This window comes from Mesobacillus subterraneus, assembly GCF_023715485.1.
Lineage (GTDB): Bacteria > Bacillota > Bacilli > Bacillales > Cytobacillaceae > Mesobacillus > Mesobacillus subterraneus_B.
In genome coordinates this window covers 489,623-510,165 of sequence record NZ_JAMBOF010000001.1, presented here as the reverse complement: position 1 = coordinate 510,165, position 20,543 = coordinate 489,623, and the positions used below count along the sequence as shown (strand labels likewise).

General features: G+C 40.7%; 19 protein-coding genes. 7 read left to right on the top strand and 12 right to left on the bottom strand.

Annotated features, from left to right (window positions below):
* Positions 1-482: IS110 family transposase (locus M3204_RS02535; RefSeq protein WP_251478064.1), on the top strand; the 482-nt coding region annotated here is incomplete at its 5' end.
* A gap of 595 nt (positions 483-1,077) precedes the next feature.
* Here the strand turns inward: M3204_RS02535 and M3204_RS02530 are convergent.
* The gene (locus tag M3204_RS02530; protein WP_251478062.1) at positions 1,078-1,377 is read right to left on the bottom strand and encodes a DUF3055 domain-containing protein; all 300 of its coding nucleotides are present in this window, start codon (positions 1,375-1,377) and stop codon (positions 1,078-1,080) included.
* Between the two features lie 159 nt (positions 1,378-1,536).
* Here M3204_RS02530 and M3204_RS02525 point away from each other — a divergent pair, with 159 nt between their 5' ends.
* The gene (locus M3204_RS02525) at positions 1,537-1,971 is read left to right on the top strand and encodes a DUF1885 family protein (protein ID WP_251478060.1); all 435 of its coding nucleotides are present in this window, start codon (positions 1,537-1,539) and stop codon (positions 1,969-1,971) included.
* A 78-nt stretch (positions 1,972-2,049) separates the two neighbouring features.
* Here the strand turns inward: M3204_RS02525 and M3204_RS02520 are convergent, their stop codons facing one another.
* Positions 2,050-2,922 (bottom strand): polysaccharide deacetylase family protein, encoded by an 873-nt coding sequence (locus M3204_RS02520; protein ID WP_251478058.1) that lies wholly within the window; start codon positions 2,920-2,922, stop codon positions 2,050-2,052.
* Between the two features lie 581 nt (positions 2,923-3,503).
* Between M3204_RS02520 and M3204_RS02510 the strand changes: the two genes are divergently transcribed.
* Complete coding sequence (locus M3204_RS02510; RefSeq protein ID WP_251478054.1) at positions 3,504-3,881, top strand: small peptidoglycan-associated lipoprotein; 378 nt, start codon at positions 3,504-3,506, stop codon at positions 3,879-3,881.
* Positions 3,882-3,921: 40 nt separating this feature from the next.
* Here M3204_RS02510 and lpdA read toward each other — a convergent pair whose 3' ends face one another.
* From lpdA to M3204_RS02485, 5 genes are all read right to left on the bottom strand, one after another.
* Positions 3,922-5,331, bottom strand: coding sequence for a dihydrolipoyl dehydrogenase (lpdA, locus tag M3204_RS02505; RefSeq protein WP_251478052.1), 1,410 nt, complete (start codon positions 5,329-5,331; stop codon positions 3,922-3,924).
* A gap of 3 nt (positions 5,332-5,334) precedes the next feature.
* Complete coding sequence (locus M3204_RS02500; RefSeq protein WP_251478050.1) at positions 5,335-6,708, bottom strand: dihydrolipoamide acetyltransferase family protein; 1,374 nt, start codon at positions 6,706-6,708, stop codon at positions 5,335-5,337.
* A gap of 50 nt (positions 6,709-6,758) precedes the next feature.
* Complete coding sequence (locus tag M3204_RS02495) at positions 6,759-7,736, bottom strand: alpha-ketoacid dehydrogenase subunit beta (protein WP_251478048.1); 978 nt, start codon at positions 7,734-7,736, stop codon at positions 6,759-6,761.
* Positions 7,737-7,739: 3 nt separating this feature from the next.
* Entirely contained in the window at positions 7,740-8,855 is a 1,116-nt protein-coding gene (gene pdhA / locus M3204_RS02490; protein ID WP_251478046.1) for a pyruvate dehydrogenase (acetyl-transferring) E1 component subunit alpha, read from the bottom strand.
* 595 nt (positions 8,856-9,450) lie between these two features.
* Entirely contained in the window at positions 9,451-10,125 is a 675-nt protein-coding gene (locus M3204_RS02485; RefSeq protein WP_251478043.1) for a YkyA family protein, read from the bottom strand.
* A 261-nt stretch (positions 10,126-10,386) separates the two neighbouring features.
* Between M3204_RS02485 and M3204_RS02480 the strand changes: the two genes are divergently transcribed.
* Together M3204_RS02480 and def are read left to right on the top strand one after the other, a co-directional pair.
* The gene (locus M3204_RS02480) at positions 10,387-10,512 is read left to right on the top strand and encodes a YjcZ family sporulation protein (RefSeq protein ID WP_251478041.1); all 126 of its coding nucleotides are present in this window, start codon (positions 10,387-10,389) and stop codon (positions 10,510-10,512) included.
* A 128-nt stretch (positions 10,513-10,640) separates the two neighbouring features.
* The gene (gene def, locus M3204_RS02475; protein WP_251478039.1) at positions 10,641-11,195 is read left to right on the top strand and encodes a peptide deformylase; all 555 of its coding nucleotides are present in this window, start codon (positions 10,641-10,643) and stop codon (positions 11,193-11,195) included.
* Between the two features lie 49 nt (positions 11,196-11,244).
* Here the strand turns inward: def and M3204_RS02470 are convergent, their stop codons facing one another.
* Complete coding sequence (locus M3204_RS02470) at positions 11,245-12,015, bottom strand: Cof-type HAD-IIB family hydrolase (protein ID WP_251478037.1); 771 nt, start codon at positions 12,013-12,015, stop codon at positions 11,245-11,247.
* Between the two features lie 802 nt (positions 12,016-12,817).
* Here M3204_RS02470 and M3204_RS02465 point away from each other — a divergent pair.
* Together M3204_RS02465 and rnjA are read left to right on the top strand one after the other, a co-directional pair.
* Complete coding sequence (locus M3204_RS02465; RefSeq protein ID WP_251478035.1) at positions 12,818-13,030, top strand: DNA-dependent RNA polymerase subunit epsilon; 213 nt, start codon at positions 12,818-12,820, stop codon at positions 13,028-13,030.
* Between the two features lie 3 nt (positions 13,031-13,033).
* Positions 13,034-14,701: a ribonuclease J1 gene (rnjA, locus tag M3204_RS02460; protein WP_251478033.1), complete on the top strand. Its 1,668-nt coding sequence runs from the start codon at positions 13,034-13,036 to the stop codon at positions 14,699-14,701.
* A 55-nt stretch (positions 14,702-14,756) separates the two neighbouring features.
* On the opposite strand, the gene M3204_RS02455 is transcribed toward rnjA, so the two are convergent.
* The 4 genes from M3204_RS02455 to M3204_RS02440 all read right to left on the bottom strand — a co-directional run bounded on the left by M3204_RS02455 (position 14,757) and on the right by M3204_RS02440 (position 20,406).
* The gene (locus M3204_RS02455; RefSeq protein WP_251478030.1) at positions 14,757-15,704 is read right to left on the bottom strand and encodes a DUF4349 domain-containing protein; all 948 of its coding nucleotides are present in this window, start codon (positions 15,702-15,704) and stop codon (positions 14,757-14,759) included.
* A 96-nt stretch (positions 15,705-15,800) separates the two neighbouring features.
* Positions 15,801-17,618 carry an ABC transporter ATP-binding protein gene (locus M3204_RS02450; protein ID WP_435367710.1) on the bottom strand — a complete coding sequence of 606 codons (1,818 nt, stop codon included), beginning with the start codon at positions 17,616-17,618 and terminating at the stop codon, positions 15,801-15,803.
* 193 nt (positions 17,619-17,811) lie between these two features.
* The gene (locus tag M3204_RS02445) at positions 17,812-19,560 is read right to left on the bottom strand and encodes an ABC transporter ATP-binding protein (RefSeq protein ID WP_251478026.1); all 1,749 of its coding nucleotides are present in this window, start codon (positions 19,558-19,560) and stop codon (positions 17,812-17,814) included.
* A 390-nt stretch (positions 19,561-19,950) separates the two neighbouring features.
* Positions 19,951-20,406 carry a TlpA disulfide reductase family protein gene (locus M3204_RS02440; protein ID WP_251478024.1) on the bottom strand — a complete coding sequence of 152 codons (456 nt, stop codon included), beginning with the start codon at positions 20,404-20,406 and terminating at the stop codon, positions 19,951-19,953.
* Between the last annotated feature and the right edge of the window lie 137 nt (positions 20,407-20,543).

Genomic DNA, 20,543 nt, shown 5'->3' with positions numbered 1-20,543 from the left:
AGTATGACCTTGCGATTCAACAACTTGAAAGAGTTGAGCTGGCAATCAAGGATGAACTACCTAAAATTCCTTTCGCGAATAAGTTACTTATGATTAAGGGAATTAGTGAAATTTCGTTAGCTGGTATCTTAGGGGAAGCAGGAGATTTAAGTGGTTTTTCACACGGCAACTCTTTGCTTCGCCATGCAGGACTCCATCTAGCCGAAGCCAGTTCAGGGAAGTGGAAAGGGCAAATTATCATTTCAAAGCGTGGAAGGTCGAGGCTAAGACGTTTCCTCTATTTAGCTACTATGAGTCTGGTAATGAACAACCCGGAATTTAAAGCCCTCCACTCGAATAATGTTAAGGACAAGAAAATGAAAAAAATGAAATCTATAATGAAGCTGATCGGGAAGTTAGCTAGGATCTTTGTAGGGATAGCGCGAAAAAACGAAGCATATTGTGCCAAGAAGATCCAGCCGTTAACTGAGTTGGCAGCGTAGTTCAATTCACTTTTTCTCGAAGAGAATCATTACCCCTTATATTTTTAAAGATCGAGTGTTGGCTTATTCGCAGGATTTCAAATATGTACGGAGTACCAGGTTTGTTCAACAAAAGGGCACTGACCCATCAGGTTAGCATAACTGGCCTCCACCCCTTGGATAGGCATGACGAAGGAATGAGAGGGCAATTGACCCGTTGAGACATGGGAGGGAAAGCCTCCAAGGGCTGGCGTGGAGAAGTACATCATATGGTAGAATATGGAGTATAAACCTACTCCTCTATTTAACTATGTCTTCACGTAGCCATTTGTCCAGAATCCACTCCTTTTAATTTAGAAATATATATCCATGGAGGATGAAATCCTGCGAATAAGCGAGCATTCGTGAGTAAACCGTATTAAACTGAGGGAGTTGAACATGAAGGTTGATTTCCGTCCAAGTGCCCACTTTCCCGTAAGGAATTATGAAACAAGAACCCTGCTGACCAGCTTTTTCAAAAATTATAATCTTGTTGAATTCAGACGATAATATGACCCGAAAGCTCTCCAATAAAAATAAAAACAGGCCTATTGGTGGCCTGCTCCAAATCTGATGCTTATTCGTATTGAGTCTGGAATGGGGCTGTTGGCAGTTCTTCATTGAAAAACAACGCAAGGTCTTCAGCCTGTCGGACTTCTGTAATATGGAATGCCCTTTGTAAAAACTCTACATCTTCAATGTCTTTAGGGTCGAGGAGTGCCGAACGCCCCGTCTGCATGCAAACAACGAGCGGTTTTCCGAAAAACATATTCGTATACACGATTCCAAAGTCATAACGAGTGTCATAAGTCGTGAACCCCACAAATCTGACCTGAACCTTTTCGTGTTCATCATAAAGCTTTTCGAATAGTTCCATATGCCTCCTCCTTTTTAATTAAATATTTAGAATATTATTATAATTCATTTTTGACAAAAAGGCAAATCATATGAAGTTAAAAAGCTTTAATTCTATTGTCAACGCTTTTTACAGAGTGATAAAATGAATGGAGAATACATAGGAAAAGGGGATTGGACGATGTCTAGTAATGCTTATATCAAACTTGTACCATCATCATCTCAGCAAGCCATTTCCACCGAAGAATTGAAGGATTTATTTAATTACTACAAGCAAATTACCGCTAAAACTGGTGACCAGGTAGATTGGGATTACGAAAATTCCGCACTTCCTTATGAAATAAAGGAAAAAGAAGATGGCAGGGGCAGCTGGTTTTACCTTCAGTCATCCCAGGATCGTTACAACGCAATTTTACTTGGAGTAGATAAAGAAACGATCGCCGAAGAAGATGGAACGGAACGCGAGCAATCATACATACAAATTACCCTGCCTCCGACAGCAACAGCTGGCGACAAAGGCAAAGCCAATGAATTCAGTAAATTTATTGCCAAAAAACTGCAGGGAGAACTGCATTTATTCAATGGACGAGTGATGTATTTCTATCCTCGCAAATAAGAAAGCGCTGGAGCTGGACATTTCTCGCATTGACATTTATACAATATGATCTCGTAAAAAAAAACAAAACAACGGATGTTATTGAGCAGCCGTTGTTTTATTTTTTGGAGTTTCAATAAGCATTGGATCAGCAATTTTAAATCCCTTGTTTTGCAGTCCTTTAACGATGTCGGCAAGGGCAGCGCTTGTCCACTCCCTGTCATGCATAAGCAGGTTTGCTCCATTTCGCAGATAGGGTGTATTAATCATAATGTTTGCAAGGGCTTCTTTTGACTGAAATTCTTTTACCCAATCGTATCCGTATGTCCAATTCATCAATAACATCTTTTCTTCCGCAACCACATTTTTACTAAAATCGGTGTTTTCTCCAAATGGGGCCCTGAAAAATTGCGGTCTTTCTCCGATAAGCTCCTCAACCCTGTCATTAAGTCCAACTATTTCCCGACGTTGTTCCTCTTCCGTTATGCCTTTTAATGACTGATGGCTTAATGTATGATTTCCAATAGGGAAACCCATCTTATGAATTTGCCTCAGCACCTCCCCTTCCTCAGGACTGTCTATAAAGTGCCCATTCACAAAGAAGATTGCTTTTACATTTAAATCCTTTAATGTTTCAGCCATTGCCAAAGCATTTTTATCTGGCGCATCGTCAATCGTTAACAAGACTACTTTTTCTTCAGGAACCTTTATATTCTGGATTGAAAAGTCAGCTTTCATTCTATATTGGGGACTTGTTTGTGCGGCCTCCTGGCTTGCTGTCACTTCCGTCGAATCTTCCTTTGTTTCTTCCTCAGCAGCATCTTCTTCAGTAACTTTACCATCCTTATTGACTTCAGCTTTCTGCTTCTCCTCAGCCGTGCTCATTTCAGTATTCGCTTGCTGTTTTTCTTCAGTGGCTCCACAGCCTCCTAAAAGCAATAACGAACCTATTATCAAAATCTTTGCTTTCAAAGCATATCCCTCCTGCTGGCATTCATGTTGTTAATAGCTGTTCTGCATAGAAAATGGCAGAATTCGCAAATCCATTAGCATCATCCATTTTTTTATACAAACATCATTCTTCCGAAAAGAAACTTATCAAACAATAAAAGACATCGTCAAATGAAATGAGGCATAAATAGCTAGGCTGATGATGGTAGTTATTAATGTCTTTCTTGTCGATTTCATTATGTAATTGCCTATTATTATGGCCAGATAGAAAAATACCAGGAACATAATAACATTATAAATGGGATGATCGTGTTTTGACAGCCATTCTATAAATGTATATCCACTCCATATGATCATCTGCAGCAAGACTACTGTATATACCTTCAAAACTTCCACCACCGTGTTCTAAATTATCTCTTTCCCCTGCTCAAGAAAGCTAAACATTTAGAGTTTTTTAATAGTATATGTCCGTTTAGAAGGGATATTTTTCATTTATGTAACATTTCAATAACATCTCATTATTTTGGAAATTGCTGTGATAGAATATGGACAACTAATAACCGTGTATTTTCACGAATCCGAAAAAAGTGAGGCAACGATAAATGAAATGTTTGTCTTTTGTTTTTGTCGCTTCGTTCCTTTTCTTAACGGCTTCCTGCAACCCAGTCAACAATTCAGATAAATTAATGGTGAATGAAGACATAAAGCAAGTAGTCTTTTTTTCTGATGAAAAAGATTATGCGCATGAAGCATCCTATTATGATGCGATTATCGAATTGAAAAAAAAGTATCCCAGTGAATTTGATAATATGATGGTTATTCCTGCTTCCAACGCGAAAAAATATTATGACCTTATTGAGATTGAGCAATTACCAGCAATTCTTGTCGTACATGGGGACGAAGTAATCGCGAATGTTAATGGCACTGTTTCTAAGGATCAAATCATAGAACCGCTTTCCGCTGTACTTAATCAGGACTAAACAAACAAAAAATCCTCTCTGACTGAGAGGATTTTTTGTTTTATTTTATAATATGGATTGGATTTCCAAGTGCTACTTCCGCAGCTTCCATTGTAATCTCACCAAGCGTTGGGTGAGCGTGGATTGTCATAGCAAGGTCTTCAGCAGTCATACCTGCTTCAATAGCAAGACCAAGCTCTGCAATCATGTCAGACGCATTCGGGCCAGCGATTTGAGCACCGATGACAATGTCATCTTCTTTACGAGTGATCAGCTTCAAGAAGCCGTCTGTCTGATTAAGTGATAGTGCACGGCCATTTGCAGCAAATGGGAATTTAGATGCTGTAATATTGATGCCTGCATCTTTCGCCTGCTTTTCAGAGTATCCTACAGAAGCCAATTCAGGATCAGAGAACACTACCGCAGGAATCGCTAAATAATCAATTTCTGATGGATGGCCAGCAATTGCTTCTGCAGCGATTTTACCCTCATAGGATGCTTTGTGTGCAAGAGGTGGCCCCTCAACAACATCACCGATCGCATAGATGCTGCTGACATTCGTGCGGCACTGCTTATCAATTTTGATGACACCGCGGTCAGTCATTTCAACACCAACTTGCTCAAGGCCAAGCTCATCTGTATTCGGCTTTCTGCCAACCATAACAAATACATAATCCGCTTCAACCTTTTGTTCTTCGCCCTTTACTTCATAAGATACAGTCACACCAGTTTCTGTTTCTTCCACACCTTTAGCAAGTGCCTTCGTAATGATTTCGGCACCCTTCTTTTTTAGGTTTCGTTTTACGAGTGCAGACATCTGCTTCTCGAAACCGTTAAGAATCTCATCAGCGCCTTCAAGGATTGTAACCTTTGTCCCAAAGCTAGCATAAGCTCCGCCAAGCTCTGTTCCAATGTAGCCGCCGCCGATTACTACGATGCTTTTTGGCAGTTCCTGAAGGTTCAATGCACCGGTAGAATCCAGTACGCGCTTAGTATATTTGAATGCAGGAATCTCGATAGGGCGAGAGCCCGTTGCAATGATGGCATTTTTGAAAGTATATGTCTGAGCTGAATTTTCATCCATGACACGAATCGTGTTCGCATCCACGAAATACGCTTCGCCTCTTACGATGTCAATCTTGTTGCCCTTCAATAAGCCTTCAACGCCGCCAGTCAGCTTCTTGACTACTCCTGCCTTGAACTCCTGGACTTTAGAGAAATCAACAGTTACATTCTCAGCAAAAATCCCCATGTCTTCAGAGTGCTTAGCATTTTCATATCTATGACCTGCAGAAATCAATGCCTTTGAAGGAATACATCCAACGTTAAGGCATACTCCGCCAAGTGTTGCTTTTTCTACGATTGTTACTTTTTGTCCCAGCTGGGCAGCACGAATGGCTGCCACGTATCCGCCAGGACCTGCACCGACGACAAGAGTATCAGTTTCGATTGGAAAATCTCCTACTACCATTTATTAACCCTCCATTAACAATAGTTCTGGATCGTTTAACAGGCGTTTGATGTGATTCAACGCGTGCTGTGCAGTTGCGCCGTCGATCATGCGGTGATCGAAGCTTAATGAAAGCGCAAGTACAGGTGCAGCTACAATTTCCCCATCCTTGACTACTGGTTTTTCTGCAATACGGCCGATTCCAAGGATTGCTACTTCCGGATGGTTGATAACCGGAGTGAACCATTGTCCGCCGGCAGATCCGATGTTAGTGATCGTGCATGAAGCACCTTTCATTTCATCTGGAGCTAGCTTGCCATCACGTGCTTTTCCTGCTAATTCGTTGATTTCGTTAGAGATTGAGAACACAGATTTGCGGTCTGCATCTTTAACTACTGGAACTAACAAGCCTTTTTCAGTGTCTGCAGCAATACCGATATTGTAATAGTGCTTGTGAATAATTTCGCTTGTTGCATCATCTAAAGATGTGTTCAATGCTGGGTATTCACGCAAAGCACTTGTTAATGCTTTTACCACATAAGGAAGGAATGTAAGCTTAATTCCTTTTTCTGCAGCTACTTCCTTGAACTTCTTGCGGTGTGCAACAAGTTTCGTTACATCAATTTCGTCCATAAGTGTAACGTGAGGTGCTGTATGCTTAGAGTTAACCATTGCTTTAGCAATCGCTTTTCTGATTCCGCTCATCTTTTCACGAGTTTCAGGGTATTCGCCTTGTGGAATTGCCTGTGCTGCTGCTGCTTTTGGTGCTTCCTCAGTTTTTGGAGCCTCTTGAGCTTGTTCTGCTTGAGGAGCTGCTGCTGCAGTGGCGCCACCGTTCAAGAAGCTTTCAATATCTTCTTTACCAATGCGGCCATTTTTTCCTGAACCAGCTACCTGGCGGATATCCACACCTTTTTCACGCGCATATTTTCGTACAGACGGCATAGCCACGATGCGGCGGTTAGGGTCTACCTCTGCTTGTGGTGCAGCTGCAGCGCCGGCGCCTGTTTCAGCTGCAGGAGCAGGAGCTTCGACCGCTTCTTTTTTAATATCCTGACCAGCTTCTAAAGTAGATTGTACCTGAGCTTCTGTTTTTTCTTGCTTAGGCTGTTCTGCAGGTGCATCTTCTTCATCACCTTTAAACTTAAGATCCTCATATCCAGGTGCATCAAAAGTTACAAGTACCTGTCCAACTGTAGCAACTGTTCCTTCATCTACTAATACTTCTTCTACTGTACCAGCAACTGGTGAAGGAATTTCTACTACTGCTTTATCATTCTGTACTTCACAAAGTACATCGTCTTCCTGAACTTTATCGCCAGGTTTTACGAACCATTTGACGATTTCACCTTCGTGAATGCCTTCGCCGATATCTGGCAGCTTAAATTGGAATGCCAATGGAATTCACCCTCCTAAGTTTGTCGAACCTATTTTGACTAACTGTTTGATTAGAATGTAAGAACTTTCTTAGCTGTTTCGATAACATCTTTATAGTTAGGCAGCCATACAGTTTCTGCCTGAGAGAATGCGAATACAGTATCAGGTGCAGCTACACGCAATACAGGTGCTTCAAGGCTAAGGATTGCACGGTCATTGATTTCAGCAACAACATGCGCAGCAATACCAGATTGCTTTTGAGCTTCCTGAACAACGATTGCTCTTCCAGTTTTCTCAACAGATGCAATGATTGTTTCAATATCAAGAGGCATAATCGTTCTTAAGTCGATTACTTCAACTGAGTGGCCTTCTTTTTCAAGCTCTTCTGCTGCCTTTAAGGATTCATGGACCATTGCGCCATAAGTAATAATTGACAGGTCTTTACCTTCACGTTTGACATCCGCTTTTCCAAGTGGAATTGTGTACTCTTCTTCAGGTACTTCCTGGCGGAATGAACGATACAGCTTCATATGCTCAAGGAAAATAACCGGGTCATTATCACGGATTGAAGAAATTAACAAACCTTTCGCATCGTATGGAGTTGATGGAATGACAATTTTAAGACCTGGCTGCTGTGCCACCATTCCTTCAAGGCTGTCAGCGTGCATTTCTGGCGTATGTACGCCACCGCCAAAAGGTGAGCGAATTGTTACAGGTGAGCTGTAGCGGCCGCCTGAACGGTAACGCATACGAGCCATCTGACCTGCAACAGAATCCATTACTTCAAATATAAATCCAAAGAACTGGATTTCAGGAACTGGTCGGTAACCTTGAAGTGCAAGACCGATCGCAAGGCCGCCGATTCCAGACTCAGCTAATGGAGTATCGAATACTCGATCTTCTCCAAATTCAGATTGAAGTCCTTCAGTTGCACGGAATACACCGCCGTTTACTCCTACATCTTCCCCAAATACAAGTACATTAGGATCGTTGCGAAGTTCTGTGCGCAACGCATCTGTAATTGCTTGAATCATTGTCATTTGAGCCATGGCTTACTTCGACTCCTTCTCTTTATATATTTCATACTGTTCTTGTAAGTGATTTGGCATTTCTTCATACATAATTGAAATCAGATCAGTAACCTTTTGCTTAGGAGTATTGTCAGCTTCTTTGATTGCTTCTTTAATATCTTCCTTAGCCTTTTCGATTGTTTCGTTTTCCATTTCCTCATTCCAAAGGTTCTTCTTTTCAAGGAATTTACGGAAACGAACTAATGGATCCTTCTTTTCCCATTCGTTATCAAGGTCCGCTGTACGGTAGCGAGTTGGGTCGTCCCCTGCCATTGTATGCGGGCCATAGCGGTAAGTCATTGTTTCGATCAACGTAGGTCCTTCACCATTGATTGCACGCTTACGGGCATCAAGAGTCGCAGCATATACTGCAAGCGGGTCCATACCATCAACCTGGATCCCTGGGATACCAGCTGCAACAGCTTTTTGAGCAATTGTCTTAGCAGCAGACTGCTTTTCAACAGGAGTCGAAATTGCAAAACGGTTATTTTGAACGAAGAAGATTGCCGGGGCTTTGTATGCACCTGCAAAATTGATTCCTTCATAGAAGTCACCTTGTGATGCACCGCCATCTCCTGTATAAGTTACCGCAACAGACTTCGCACCGCGCTTCTTCATACCAAGCGCTACTCCAGCAGCCTGGATGTATTGAGCACCAATGATGATCTGTGGTGAAATTACATTTACACCTTCAGGAATCTGGTTCCCTTTGAAATGACCGCGTGAGAATAGGAATGCCTGGGCAAGCGGAAGTCCGTGCCAGATCATTTGTGGAACATCACGGTACCCTGGAAGGATGAAGTCTTCTTTTTCCAGTGCGAATTGGGATGCAAGCTGGGAAGCTTCCTGCCCTGCCGTAGGAGCGTAGAAACCAAGGCGTCCTTGACGGTTTAAAGAAATGGAGCGTTGGTCAAGGATTCTAGTGTAAACCATGCGCTTCATCAATTCTTGTAATTGCTCATCGGAAAGCTCAGGCATTGCCGCTTCATTTACGACTTCGCCCTCTTCGTTTAAAATTTGGAACATTTCAAATTGGCTTTCAACATTCTCGAGTTGCTTCACTGCATCAAAAGTGTTGTTTTTTGTTTTAGATGCCATCAGAGCCACCTCTTCCTTTCTTACTTCATGAATTTTTAATTGAATATACAGGAATAGGTTACCCAATATCAGGATAAACTTCCCCTGGGTTGTAAATACATCTTCAGAGTAGAACTGTACCTAATTTTATTTATAGGCTGATGCGCAACAAGGTAACTCATTTAAAATTTGAGGATTAACAGCTGCCATTGCTTGCGGACACACCATTATTTAGTTTTCCACAGATTCACTATAAAAAAACTAATATTTGTCCTTTTTCATAGCCGTTATACTGTACCAATGAAAAACAAAAATAAAGTAATACAATCAACTCGTTCGTTTTTTAGTTTACAACACGAAAATAACTCCGTCAAATACTTAGTTTTATCTTTTTTAAATTTATTCATTATCTTTATGTTATTATCTAAAAACGACATCTGTACCAGTATATTTTAATTACTGTACTATAATAAATTACTTTTAATTCAAACTGTATTAACTCAATTCCCCTTTTTACACTCTTAGTACTTATTTAGCAAGGAGACACAATATTTATTGCAACTTTCTCAAAAGAAAAAAGCCGCATTCTCTAAATGCCGGCTTTTTTCTTTTGATATTATTTTTCCTTGTCTGTATTCACTTCTATTCCCGCCTTTTTATAAAAGGCCATTTTTTCCTTATTATATTGATCCGTTTTATCATTGAACTCTTGATTATCTTTAAGGACAGTTTCATATACCTTATTTACTTTGTTGATCTGTTCCTCAAGCTTTTCAAAGCTCAATTCCTTGTCCTTTAACATTTCATAAAGTTCTTTATCATATTGCAGGCCTTGACTATAGTTTTGGTATAACTCATCATGGATCTTATATCTTTCCTTCATTGTCGCCTGCAATTCTGCTGCTTGTTTCTTTAAGTCAGGATCGTCTATTTCCTCTATTATTTGGGATACATTCTCAAATTCTTTCTCAGATTCCTCAATGCTTCCTTTTTCTTTCTCAATATGTTCTTTTCTTTTATCCGCTATTTCCAGCGCTTCATCTGCCAATTTAACGATTTGGTCATATTCCTTCATTCCAAGCGAAATTATTTTTTCATATATTTGCTTTTCCTGCTTTTCCAATTCCACAAGCGGGTCCTGCTGATCTTCAAAAACCTTTTCAATTGAAACAACTTTCTCCAGCTCTTCGAACATTTTTTCCTCGGGCGATTGCTTGTCAAGACATCCGGCAAGACTTAAAACACCAGCCAACAAAATGATGGCTAAACTTATTTTTTTAAATATGGACAAAATAATAACCTCCTCACAGATACCAATTTTACTATAGCGATTGCGACGGGATTTGACAATAGATATGAAAAATTGCGGCGTCTTTTGACATATATAGAGAAGCGTTGAAATTAAAGCTTGTCCTTGCCATCAATATATTCATTTTCTTTGAAATTTATGCCTTAGGCGCACGCCTATACTTTTTATTTTTACATGCATAGGCTATAGCAATCGACCCGTCTGAAAAACACGGGCGAAAATACATTGGAGGGGGTTTCCTTTATGTACGGTTATGGATATGGATGCGGTTATCCGGTACAGGGCGCAGGTTACGGCAGAGGATTTGCTTTGATTGTCGTATTGTTCATACTTCTCATCATCGTGGGCTGCTCTTGCTGGAAGTTCTAGTCAATCAGGAAAGGGTGTGCTGCCGCACCCTTTCTTCTTTTGTTCCTGCACTTTTTCTAGTTAACTTTTTATGTTTCTTTTGTTAGACTGAAAATAATTACATAGAATAGAAACTTGAGGTGAAGTATATGTTGACGATGGATGATATCGTTCGCGATGGACATCCTGTTCTCCGCAAAGTTGCGGAAGAAGTCCAATTGCCCCCTTCGCAGGAAGACAAGGCAATTTTAGAAAGCCTGATTGAATACGTTAAAAATAGCCAAGATCCTGATATCGCCCAACTACATGGACTTCGTCCTGGAATAGGGCTTGCCGCTCCACAAATAAATGTCTCTAAACGAATGATTGCAGTACATGTTAATGATGAAAAAGATAACTTATTGAGCTATGCCCTGTTTAATCCTAAAATCATCAGTCATTCCGTTGAACGCTCTTATCTAGCAGCTGGTGAGGGATGCCTTTCAGTGGATGAGTCGATCCCTGGATTCGTACCGAGATATGCACGGATTACTGTAAAAGGCGTAGACCTCGAAGGAAAAGAAGTCAAATTGAGGCTGAAAGGCCTGCCTGCAATCGTTTTCCAGCATGAAATCGATCACCTCAACGGAATCATGTTTTATGACCATATCAACAAACAAGATCCATACGCTGAAGTACCCAATGCTGCACCCGTAGAAAGATAAAAGCCGAATCAGAAAATTGATTCGGCTTTTTCTTTCTTAATAATTTATTTTATATTAGCTTTAGTTGCTTTAATCCATGCCAGATACCGTCATCATCTACATTCTGCGTAACCAGGCTGGCATGCTCTTTAAGTGCTGGCACAGAGTTCCCCATAGCCACACCCGTGCCTGCTGCTTTCAGCATTTCAAAATCATTCAATCCATCGCCAAAAGCATAGACATCTTCTGGCTTAAAGCCTAATCTCTCAATCATCTTTTTTATTCCCTCTGCCTTAGAGCCTCCTGCCGGCAATATGTCTACTGAGAAAGGATGCCATCTGATGAATGTGAATTCAGGATATGCTTCCCTGTAGTACTCCTCTTCCCCTTCTTCACAGAACAAAAGCGTCTGGAATAGATCTCGATCAACATAAAATCGGTCATCAAGTTCAGGATGAGCAAACTTCAAGCCACCTAAGCTTGTTTCTATATATTCATGGTGCTTTACAGATGATTTCATTGTCATATGGTTCATGAAAACGACAGGATGGCCCTTTTCTTTAGAGCTTAAATAAAGGTCCTCTATCTTTTTATTGTTCAATGGATTTAGATAAATAGGTTCGTCCTCAAATACTACGTACTGTCCGTTAAAGCTGACAAACGAATCTATATCCAGCTCTTGTCTAAGGCTTTCAAACATAAATGGTGCCCGGCCTGTCGCAATCGCAACAAATACACCATTTTCCTTTAGCAGAGTAATTGCCTCCTTTGTAGATGCAGGCAAGTTTTTATCGTGATCTAGCAAGGTGCCATCAATGTCAAAAAATACAATTTTACTCATTTTATTCTCCTTTGTTGCATCAATTCTTGAAGCAGTTTTAATCAAGGCTGTTTTTATAAACCTTCTTGCTTTTACACTCGTAAGTATACGGATATTATGCTCTAATGCTTTAGGAACATGTCGAAAAGAGCTAAAAGCTAAGAAGAATACAGAATATCATACGAAAACAGCATATTAGTTATCACAGCAGTCTATCAAATTAAAATAGTGCTTGTATATAAAAAAGAATCATTAAACTGTGGCAATCCAATGACATTTTCTTACATTCCATCATTACCCATGAAAAAATTTGCTATTTCATCATATAATATAAACAAAAAGGTAGGAATTTGAGAAATAAATCTTTTCTAAACTTTCCCCAGTTTACTTTACTTTGGACAAGGATAGTTTAAAATAAGAATTAAGGAGATGATCCACTATGTTAAAGAAGCTCAGAAAGAAGCTCTTAAAACAGTGGAAAGATTTGCTTCGTAAAAAAACAATCGCTTAAACTTTTGAGCCCTTCAAACTTGCGAAGGGCTCCTTCCTTATTGTAAATTGGTTAATAGCGGAAAAAACCTGAATCGGCAAGAATATGAATGCGATGAATAATAACAATGTAAACATTGTTAAATTTTATAAAATGGCTATTTTCGAAATAGATTTTTGAATAATGCATAGCTTTCCGATTAATGCTTGGTTTCCTGTTCTATTCGGAAGGTTACTTAACGAAGAATGGATCCAGTTTGGCTGGAAAAGCAAAAACTTACGAAAAGAGCCCACAAAATAGAAAAAGTTTACTTACTAAGGAGAGAGATTTTTCATGATTTTTAAAGTTTACTTCCAAGACTCAAACAAGCAAGTACCAGTTCGCGAGAAAACGAAGACAATATATGTACAAGGTGATTCAGAGAGAGATGTTCGAAAAAAGATTGCTGACCGCCAATATAATGTTGAGTATGTCGAGGCTGTAGAGGGTAACTATTATGAGTATGAGAAACAAAAAGAAGACTTTGAAGTATTGGAGATAGGATAATTTATGAAATTTGTTAAAAATGACCAAACAGCCGTTTTCGCACTCGGAGGACTTGGCGAAATCGGGAAAAACACCTATGGTGTGCAATTCCAGGATGAAATCATCTTGATTGATGCCGGTATTAAATTCCCTGAAGATGAACTGCTGGGTATTGATTATGTAATTCCTGACTACTCATACCTTGTGAAAAATGAAGATAAAATCAAAGGCCTTTTTATCACTCATGGCCATGAAGACCACATCGGTGGTATTCCATATTTACTTCGAGAGATCAATATCCCGATTTATGGCGGTAAACTTGCTCTTGGGTTGATTCGGAACAAGCTTGAGGAGCACGGCTTATTGCGTAAGGCTAAGCTGATTGAAATCCAGGAAGAAGATATCATCAAATTTCGCAAAACATCCGTTACATTTTTCAGGACTACCCACAGTATTCCTGATTCTTACGGGGTCGTTGTTAAAACGCCTCCAGGACAAATCGTCCACACTGGTGATTTCAAGTTTGACTTTACCCCTGTCGGTGAACCTGCCAACTTGACTAAAATGGCCGAAATCGGTAAGGAAGGCGTCCTTTGCCTTCTTTCAGATAGCACAAATGCTGAAGTTCCTCACTTTACTATGTCAGAGCGACGTGTCGGCGAAAGCATCCATGATATTTTCCGCAAAGTGGATGGACGGATTATTTTCGCTACCTTCGCTTCCAATATCCATCGCTTGCAGCAGGTTGTCGAAGCTGCAGTTACAACTGGCAGAAAAGTGGCGGTTTTCGGAAGAAGTATGGAATCAGCAATCAATATCGGACAAGATCTTGGCTATATTACAGCACCTAAGGATACTTTCATTGAGGCACAGCAAATTAACCGTTTGCCTGCAAACCAGGTAACGATTCTTTGTACCGGAAGCCAGGGAGAACCAATGGCTGCTTTATCGAGGATTGCTAATGGCACACATCGCCAAATCCAGATTCAGCCTGGTGATACAGTTGTTTTCTCTTCATCTCCTATTCCGGGCAATACGATCAGTGTAAACCGCACGATCAATATGCTTTCACGCGCCGGTGCTGACGTCATCCATGGCTCATTGAATGACATTCATACCTCAGGACACGGCGGACAGGAAGAGCAAAAATTGATGCTCCGACTGATTAAGCCAAAGTACTTCATGCCAATCCATGGTGAGTACCGCATGCAAAAGATGCATACGAAGCTTGCGACAGATTGCGGTGTTCCACAAGAAAACTGCTTTATCATGGATAATGGTGAAGTTCTTGCCCTTGGTGACAATGAGGCAGGCGTTGCCGGCAAGATTCCTTCAGGGAATGTCTACATTGACGGCAGCGGGGTAGGCGATATCGGAAACATCGTGCTTCGCGACCGCCGAATCCTTTCAGAAGAAGGACTTGTTGTCGTTGTAGTAAGCATCAATATGAAAGAATTCAAGATCGCTGCAGGCCCTGACTTGATTTCCCGAGGATTTGTCTACATGAGAGAATCCGGAGATCTGATCAACGATGCCCAAAGCCTGATCAATAAGCATCTAAACAAAGTGATGGAAAGAAAAACGACTCAGTGGTCTGAAATCAAAAATGAAATCACTGATACACTTGCTCCTTTCCTTTACGAAAAAACAAAACGCCGTCCAATGATCCTCCCGATCATTATGGAGGTATAAAAGAAAAAACCGTTGCGATTGCAACGGTTTTTTTTGTTGGCTATATTGTGTATGACTAACTATTGGAATCAATATTATTATTTCCTGAGCGTCTCGCAGATTTTCTGACAAAATAAATAATTGAAGCCACTATTGTGCCGACAATCAACAAAATAGGCAGGTTTCCGACCAGGAACACGATGATACCTGAACCCGCAGAGAGCAGGATATTGATGTTTTCCGCGAATTGCTTTTTAATCTTTTGCCAAGTGTTCAAGCTGTCATTATCAATTTTGGGGACAGATATTGTATTTTCTTCTAAATTGATCGTCACTGTCGAAAAAGCGGTCTGATTCTCAAGGAACTTTTTTCTTCCGGCAATTTGTTCGATTTCCTCCTGAACGTTTGCGAGGTCTGAAGATATTTTCAACAAATCCTCTGTTTTCTGTGCCTGTTTCATAAATTCAAGCAGTCTAGCTTCTACTGCCCTTTTTGACTTCAGTCTGGATTCTATATCTACGTATTCCTCCGTGACATCCTGGCCGCTTACCTGCCTGTTATTAACTTTTACAGCTAAACCCTCCGCATCATTAAGGAAAGCTTGAAAATTCTCCTGTGGAATCCTGAATGTCATTGTCCCGCTCTGCTGATCATCATCATAACGTGACGAACTGGACTGAACGATATAGCCATTGTAATTATTTGCTTTTTGTTCAAGGGCATTACGTGCTTTTTCGTAATTTTCAACTCTTAAAGCCATTTCGGCGTTAAAGATGACCATCCGATTGATAGCTGCATTGTCACTATTTGTCTTAGCTTTTTCATCATCAGCTGAAGACTCTCCTGCAGATGAATTTTCCTCACCTTCTGAAAAAGCAATTTCTTCACTTTTGGCATTATCCAAAGCGCCTGAGTCAGCTTCCTGATCATAGCTTGATTTACTATCTTCATTAGACATGCCACCGCTGCAACCCGCAAGAAATAGAAAAAATGATAAAATAACTGCCAGTTTCTTTTTCGACACTAAAAGGCCCCCTAATTGATAGCTGTTTATGAATCTGACGCTTATATTACAAAAAAGTTACAGAATAAAAAAATAAAGCCTTCAATAAGAAGGCTTTTAAACAGCACCCAGCATATTAAATTGCGCCTGGACAAGATGATAATATTCACCTTTTGAATTCATCAGCTGCCCATGGTTTCCTCTTTCGATGATCAACCCATTCTCAAGCACAAAAATATTGTCAGCTTCCCTTATTGTTGACAGCCTGTGGGCGATGATGATAGCCGTCCGGCCGTTCAACAGTGTCTTAAGGGCCTTCTGGATCTTCATTTCCGTCTCTGTATCAATACTTGCCGTCGCTTCATCCATAATCAATATTTTAGGATTAGCGAGAAGGGCCCTTGCGAACGAAAGGAGCTGCCTTTCACCTACTGAAAGAATATTGCCGCGCTCCTCTACCTCTGTTTGATACCCGTTAGGCAGCTTCTCGATGAAGTCCGAAGCCCCTACTGCTTTTGCGGCAGCCTTTACTTCGTCCTCGGATGCTTCCGGCCGGCCGAAACGAATATTATCATAAATCGTGCCTGAAAAAATAAAGGTATCCTGGAGAACGATACTAATGTGTTTCCTTAAGCTGCCGATGGAAATATCTTTTAAATTATGTCCATCTACCAAAACCTTTCCGGAGGTAGGATCATAAAAGCGGCTGATTAAATTGGCAATCGTCGTCTTTCCTGATCCAGTGTGGCCGACGAGTGCTACCGTTTGGCCAGCATGCATCTTCAGGTTGATCCCCTTTAGGGCGGTCCGCTTATCATCATAGGAGAAGACTACTTTTTCAAATTCGATTTCTCCTCGTATATCATCGAGCACGACAGGATTTGCTGCTTCGGAAACAATTGGCTTCTCATCCAAAAATTCAAAGATGCGTTCAGAAGATGCCATCCCCATCAATAATTGGTTGTATACCTGACCAAGTCTTGAAATAGGCTCCCAAAACATTCCCAGATAGAAGGCAAATGATACAAACACACCGATTGAGATTGTTCCATTTTGGATTAAATGCGCACCGTACCAGATCAACACCGCCGTGCCCAGTGCATTCGTCAATTCGACCAGCGGACGGAACATCGCGTTCTTCTGAGAAGCCGATTTCCAGCTTTGGAATGTTTCTTCATTGATTCCATCAAAGAATACCATGTTTTCTTTTTCCTGAGTAAACGACTGTGTAACCCTGATTCCCTGGATGCTTTCATTCAGGTGGGAATTAAGCTTGGATTGCTTCAAGCGGACATCCTGCCAAGAGCGCCTGATATTTTTCCGCAATTTCGTTGAAATCAAGAACATTATTGGCAGGATAATCATGATCGCTAATGTCAGCTGGGGACTTAAAGAAAACAGAATAAAAAAGACGCCGACCAGCAAAACGATATCCATCAGCAAATTGATTACGCCATTGGTGAACAGCTCCTGCAGCGAGTTGATGTCATTCATGATTCTTACCAGGATCGATCCGGCAGAACGCTGGTCAAAAAAGCGATGGGACAGATTCTGGACATGCGTGAATAAGTGCCTGCGCAAGTCATAAATGACATTTTGTCCTAATTGGTTCATCCAGCGGATCCTGAATACATTAGCGATGTACGCTGAAGCATACAGTCCGGCAATAAGCGCAACGAGCCAGAACAGCATTGTTGCATCTTTATTTTTAACTGCCTGGTCCAGCGTGTAAATCCCGATCAGGATTGGAATAACAAGCCTGACCGCTGTAGTGATTAACACCATGGCAATCGACAATGGTACCAGCGTGGTCCTATATGGCAGCATATAACTGAAAAGCCTCAACATTTGCTGCCAGTTAAAAGGCTTATCGATGATTTGGTCCGTTGAATATTGAAATCTCCTTAAAACTTGAGCGTTGCTTTTTTTGCTCAAAACCTTCCCTCCAGTAATCTCATTTACAATATTGATGGTCATTGTCACCCGAGGCCATTAGGGGTGTTAATTCAATTTTTTCCTCCGTATCACCCGTCATTACCTCGTTGACAGACAATAGTTTCAACTTTGAATCAGTATGCCTCATCATTAACTTGCAAGCGCAGATTTATCGACTTTCATGCTAGATCCCTCAGCCAGTTTGTGTCGCTTTATGGCGGTCTTTAAATTGGATATCGTATATTTTTTGGTATGTTCCACCATTTTTAATTAACTGCTCGTGTGTCCCTCGTTCAGCAATTGCTCCATTTTCAAGTACGAGAATTTCATCTGCATGCTTCAGTGAGGATATTCTGTGTGCAATGATGAATGTTGTCCTTCCCTTCATGACTTCTAGCAGTGCTTTCTGGATTTTGAATTCAGTTTCCATGTCGACTGCACTCGTGGCATCATCCAGGATTAAGATGCTCGGATTGACACAGATAGCCCTGGCGATCGCAATCCTCTGCTTCTGGCCTCCAGATAGCCCCATCCCTCGCTCTCCAAGAATCGTATCATAGCCATCAGGCAGCTCCATGATATAACTGTGCGCCTGTGCCCGTGTTGCGGCATCAATTATTTCTTCCATCGTTGCATCAGGATTGCCATAAGAAATATTCGCTTTGATGGATGATGAAAATAAAAATGATTCCTGAAGCACTATGCCAATGTTGCTCCTCAGCGACCTTAGTGAGTAATCTTTTATATCACGATTATCAATAAGCACCTGACCTTCGACCGGCTCGTAAAATCTGGTCATTAGCTGGGTAATACTTGTTTTACCAGATCCAGTGGATCCAATAAGACCAATTATCTGGCCAGGCTGGGCTTTGAATGATATATCGTACAACGCTTCATTTTCATCGTCTCCGTAACGAAGCGTTACGTTATTAAATTCTACCTCACCTGAAAGCTTTTCGATTTCGACCGCTTCATCCTTGTCTTCGATTTCGGTTTCTGCTTCCAGGATTTCCAACAGCCTCTCACCTGAAGCTTTGGACTGGGAAAATAAATTAACAACGAAACCGAGGTTCATGATCGGCCACATGATATACCAAACAAGGCTGTAAAATGCGACCAGCTCGCCAGGCTGCAGAGAATCGTTCATTACGAGATAACCACCATAGCCAAGCAGAAGCACGACACTTAAGTTTCCCATGAACTCCATCAACGGAAAATACTTTGCCCAAATTTCAGACGTGAATAAGTATTTATCTTTATAATCGCCATTAGAATCATTGAATCTGCCAATCTCATATTCTTCTCTGGACAGAGATTTAACTGTGTTGATTCCGCTGATATTCTCCTGGACCTTTGTATTAAGTTTGCCGAATGATTTACGTATGCTCCTGAAAGCGGGATGAACGGCCTTGTCAAACTTAAAAACAACGATTGCCAGGAACGGAAGAGTAGCTAGTGTCACAAATGTCAGTGAAACAGAATAATAGAACATCACTGAAAAACTGATGCCTATTAACAGGACGAATCGAATTAATTCGGAGAAGCCGAAGCTTAGGAAAAAACGAAAGCCTTCCACATCAGCTGTAAGCCGGGACATCAAATCTCCTGTCTTGGCATTGTCATAATATCTAAAAGACAAAAACTGAAGTTTTTCGTAAAGCGAGTTCCTTAATTTATAAACCGAATGAATGCCAAACAAATCGCCGGTATATTGATAAATATAAGTACAAATACCTTTTACGACCATGAAGCCTACAAAGCCGGCTGCCAATACAGGTATAAGTTCGTACCTTCCGCCTATCACCGCATCATCAATCGTGATCTGCAGAATCATTGGATAAACGACTGTAATAGCCGTTACAATCAGCATAAACAAAATTGACCAAATGAAATAATTTTTGTAAGGCCAATAGTAAGCCTTTAGTTTTTTGAATGTCTCCATTCATTCCCCCCCTTTGGAAATAACAGATTCTCCACAACAAATATCATTGGTGCCTCTTAGTTTTGGAAAAGCTTAACATAAATAACAGGCACGTATACATTAATATATCGGGTTTCGAAATATATTTCCAGCTTTTTTATAGAATTTTTTTATTTTTTTGTTTATGTGAATAATCAGACATAAATAAATAAAAAAAGGCTCTAAACTTGGTTGCTTTCACATCCAAAAGTAAAAATTGGCACTTTGATTTTTGCGAGTTTTAGTGCATTTCCTGTTTAAAAACCTCCTAAAAAGAGCTCGAAGCCAAGAGAGATACGGGATGGAAGCTTGTTTTATTCTAAGCGAAAACATCCATAAAAAAGAAGCCGACATGAGTCGGCTTCCTGATTTTTATTCAGTCTTTTCCAATTCATCAAGAACGCGGTTCACACGCTTTTCAAGCATCTTCATTCCGCTTCCGCCAGCCTGGAAGTGTCTTAATTTACCGTCCTTATCGAAAACATAATATGCAGGAACATACTGATTTTCGAATGTCTCAGTCAATTTGTGTTCATTATCCACGAAGATTGGCTGTGTGATGCTATGCTCAGCTGCAACCTTCTTGATTTCCTCAAGATTCAAATCATCTTCAGACCTTGGCATATGAACTGCGATCACATTCAGCTTTTCTTTATAATTATCACGGAACTCATTGACCTGTGGCATCGCTTCCTTGCACAAGTGGCAGCTGATTGACCAGAAATGGATTAGAGTCGGTTTTTCACCGACCAATTGATCTCTAGTCACTTCTCCGTTTAGCCATTCAGTAGCGCCAGTTAATTCTGGCATTGGTTCGCGTAATTTCATAATAGCACCCCTCAAATGAAAGTAGTTATTAAAGGCTGTTATTAAGCCTCTTTCGACTATAGATCGTATTCGTGTTCTTTTAGAAATGTCCCGCACAGAAAAATTCAGCGGCATTCAAAAAGGGCATAGTAACAAAA

Coding starts and splice junctions, on each gene's coding strand:
- M3204_RS02525 (WP_251478060.1), top strand. CDS start 1,537: ATGTCTAGTAATGCTTATATCAAACTTGTACCATCATCATCTCAGCAA.
- M3204_RS02495 (WP_251478048.1), bottom strand. CDS start 7,736: ATGGCTCAAATGACAATGATTCAAGCAATTACAGATGCGTTGCGCACA.
- M3204_RS02445 (WP_251478026.1), bottom strand. CDS start 19,560: ATGGAGACATTCAAAAAACTAAAGGCTTACTATTGGCCTTACAAAAAT.
- M3204_RS02470 (WP_251478037.1), bottom strand. CDS start 12,015: ATGAGTAAAATTGTATTTTTTGACATTGATGGCACCTTGCTAGATCAC.
- M3204_RS02530 (WP_251478062.1), bottom strand. CDS start 1,377: ATGGAACTATTCGAAAAGCTTTATGATGAACACGAAAAGGTTCAGGTC.
- M3204_RS02510 (WP_251478054.1), top strand. CDS start 3,504: ATGAAATGTTTGTCTTTTGTTTTTGTCGCTTCGTTCCTTTTCTTAACG.
- pdhA (WP_251478046.1), bottom strand. CDS start 8,855: ATGGCATCTAAAACAAAAAACAACACTTTTGATGCAGTGAAGCAACTC.
- lpdA (WP_251478052.1), bottom strand. CDS start 5,331: ATGGTAGTAGGAGATTTTCCAATCGAAACTGATACTCTTGTCGTCGGT.
- def (WP_251478039.1), top strand. CDS start 10,641: ATGTTGACGATGGATGATATCGTTCGCGATGGACATCCTGTTCTCCGC.
- M3204_RS02465 (WP_251478035.1), top strand. CDS start 12,818: ATGATTTTTAAAGTTTACTTCCAAGACTCAAACAAGCAAGTACCAGTT.
- M3204_RS02480 (WP_251478041.1), top strand. CDS start 10,387: ATGTACGGTTATGGATATGGATGCGGTTATCCGGTACAGGGCGCAGGT.
- M3204_RS02440 (WP_251478024.1), bottom strand. CDS start 20,406: ATGAAATTACGCGAACCAATGCCAGAATTAACTGGCGCTACTGAATGG.
- rnjA (WP_251478033.1), top strand. CDS start 13,034: ATGAAATTTGTTAAAAATGACCAAACAGCCGTTTTCGCACTCGGAGGA.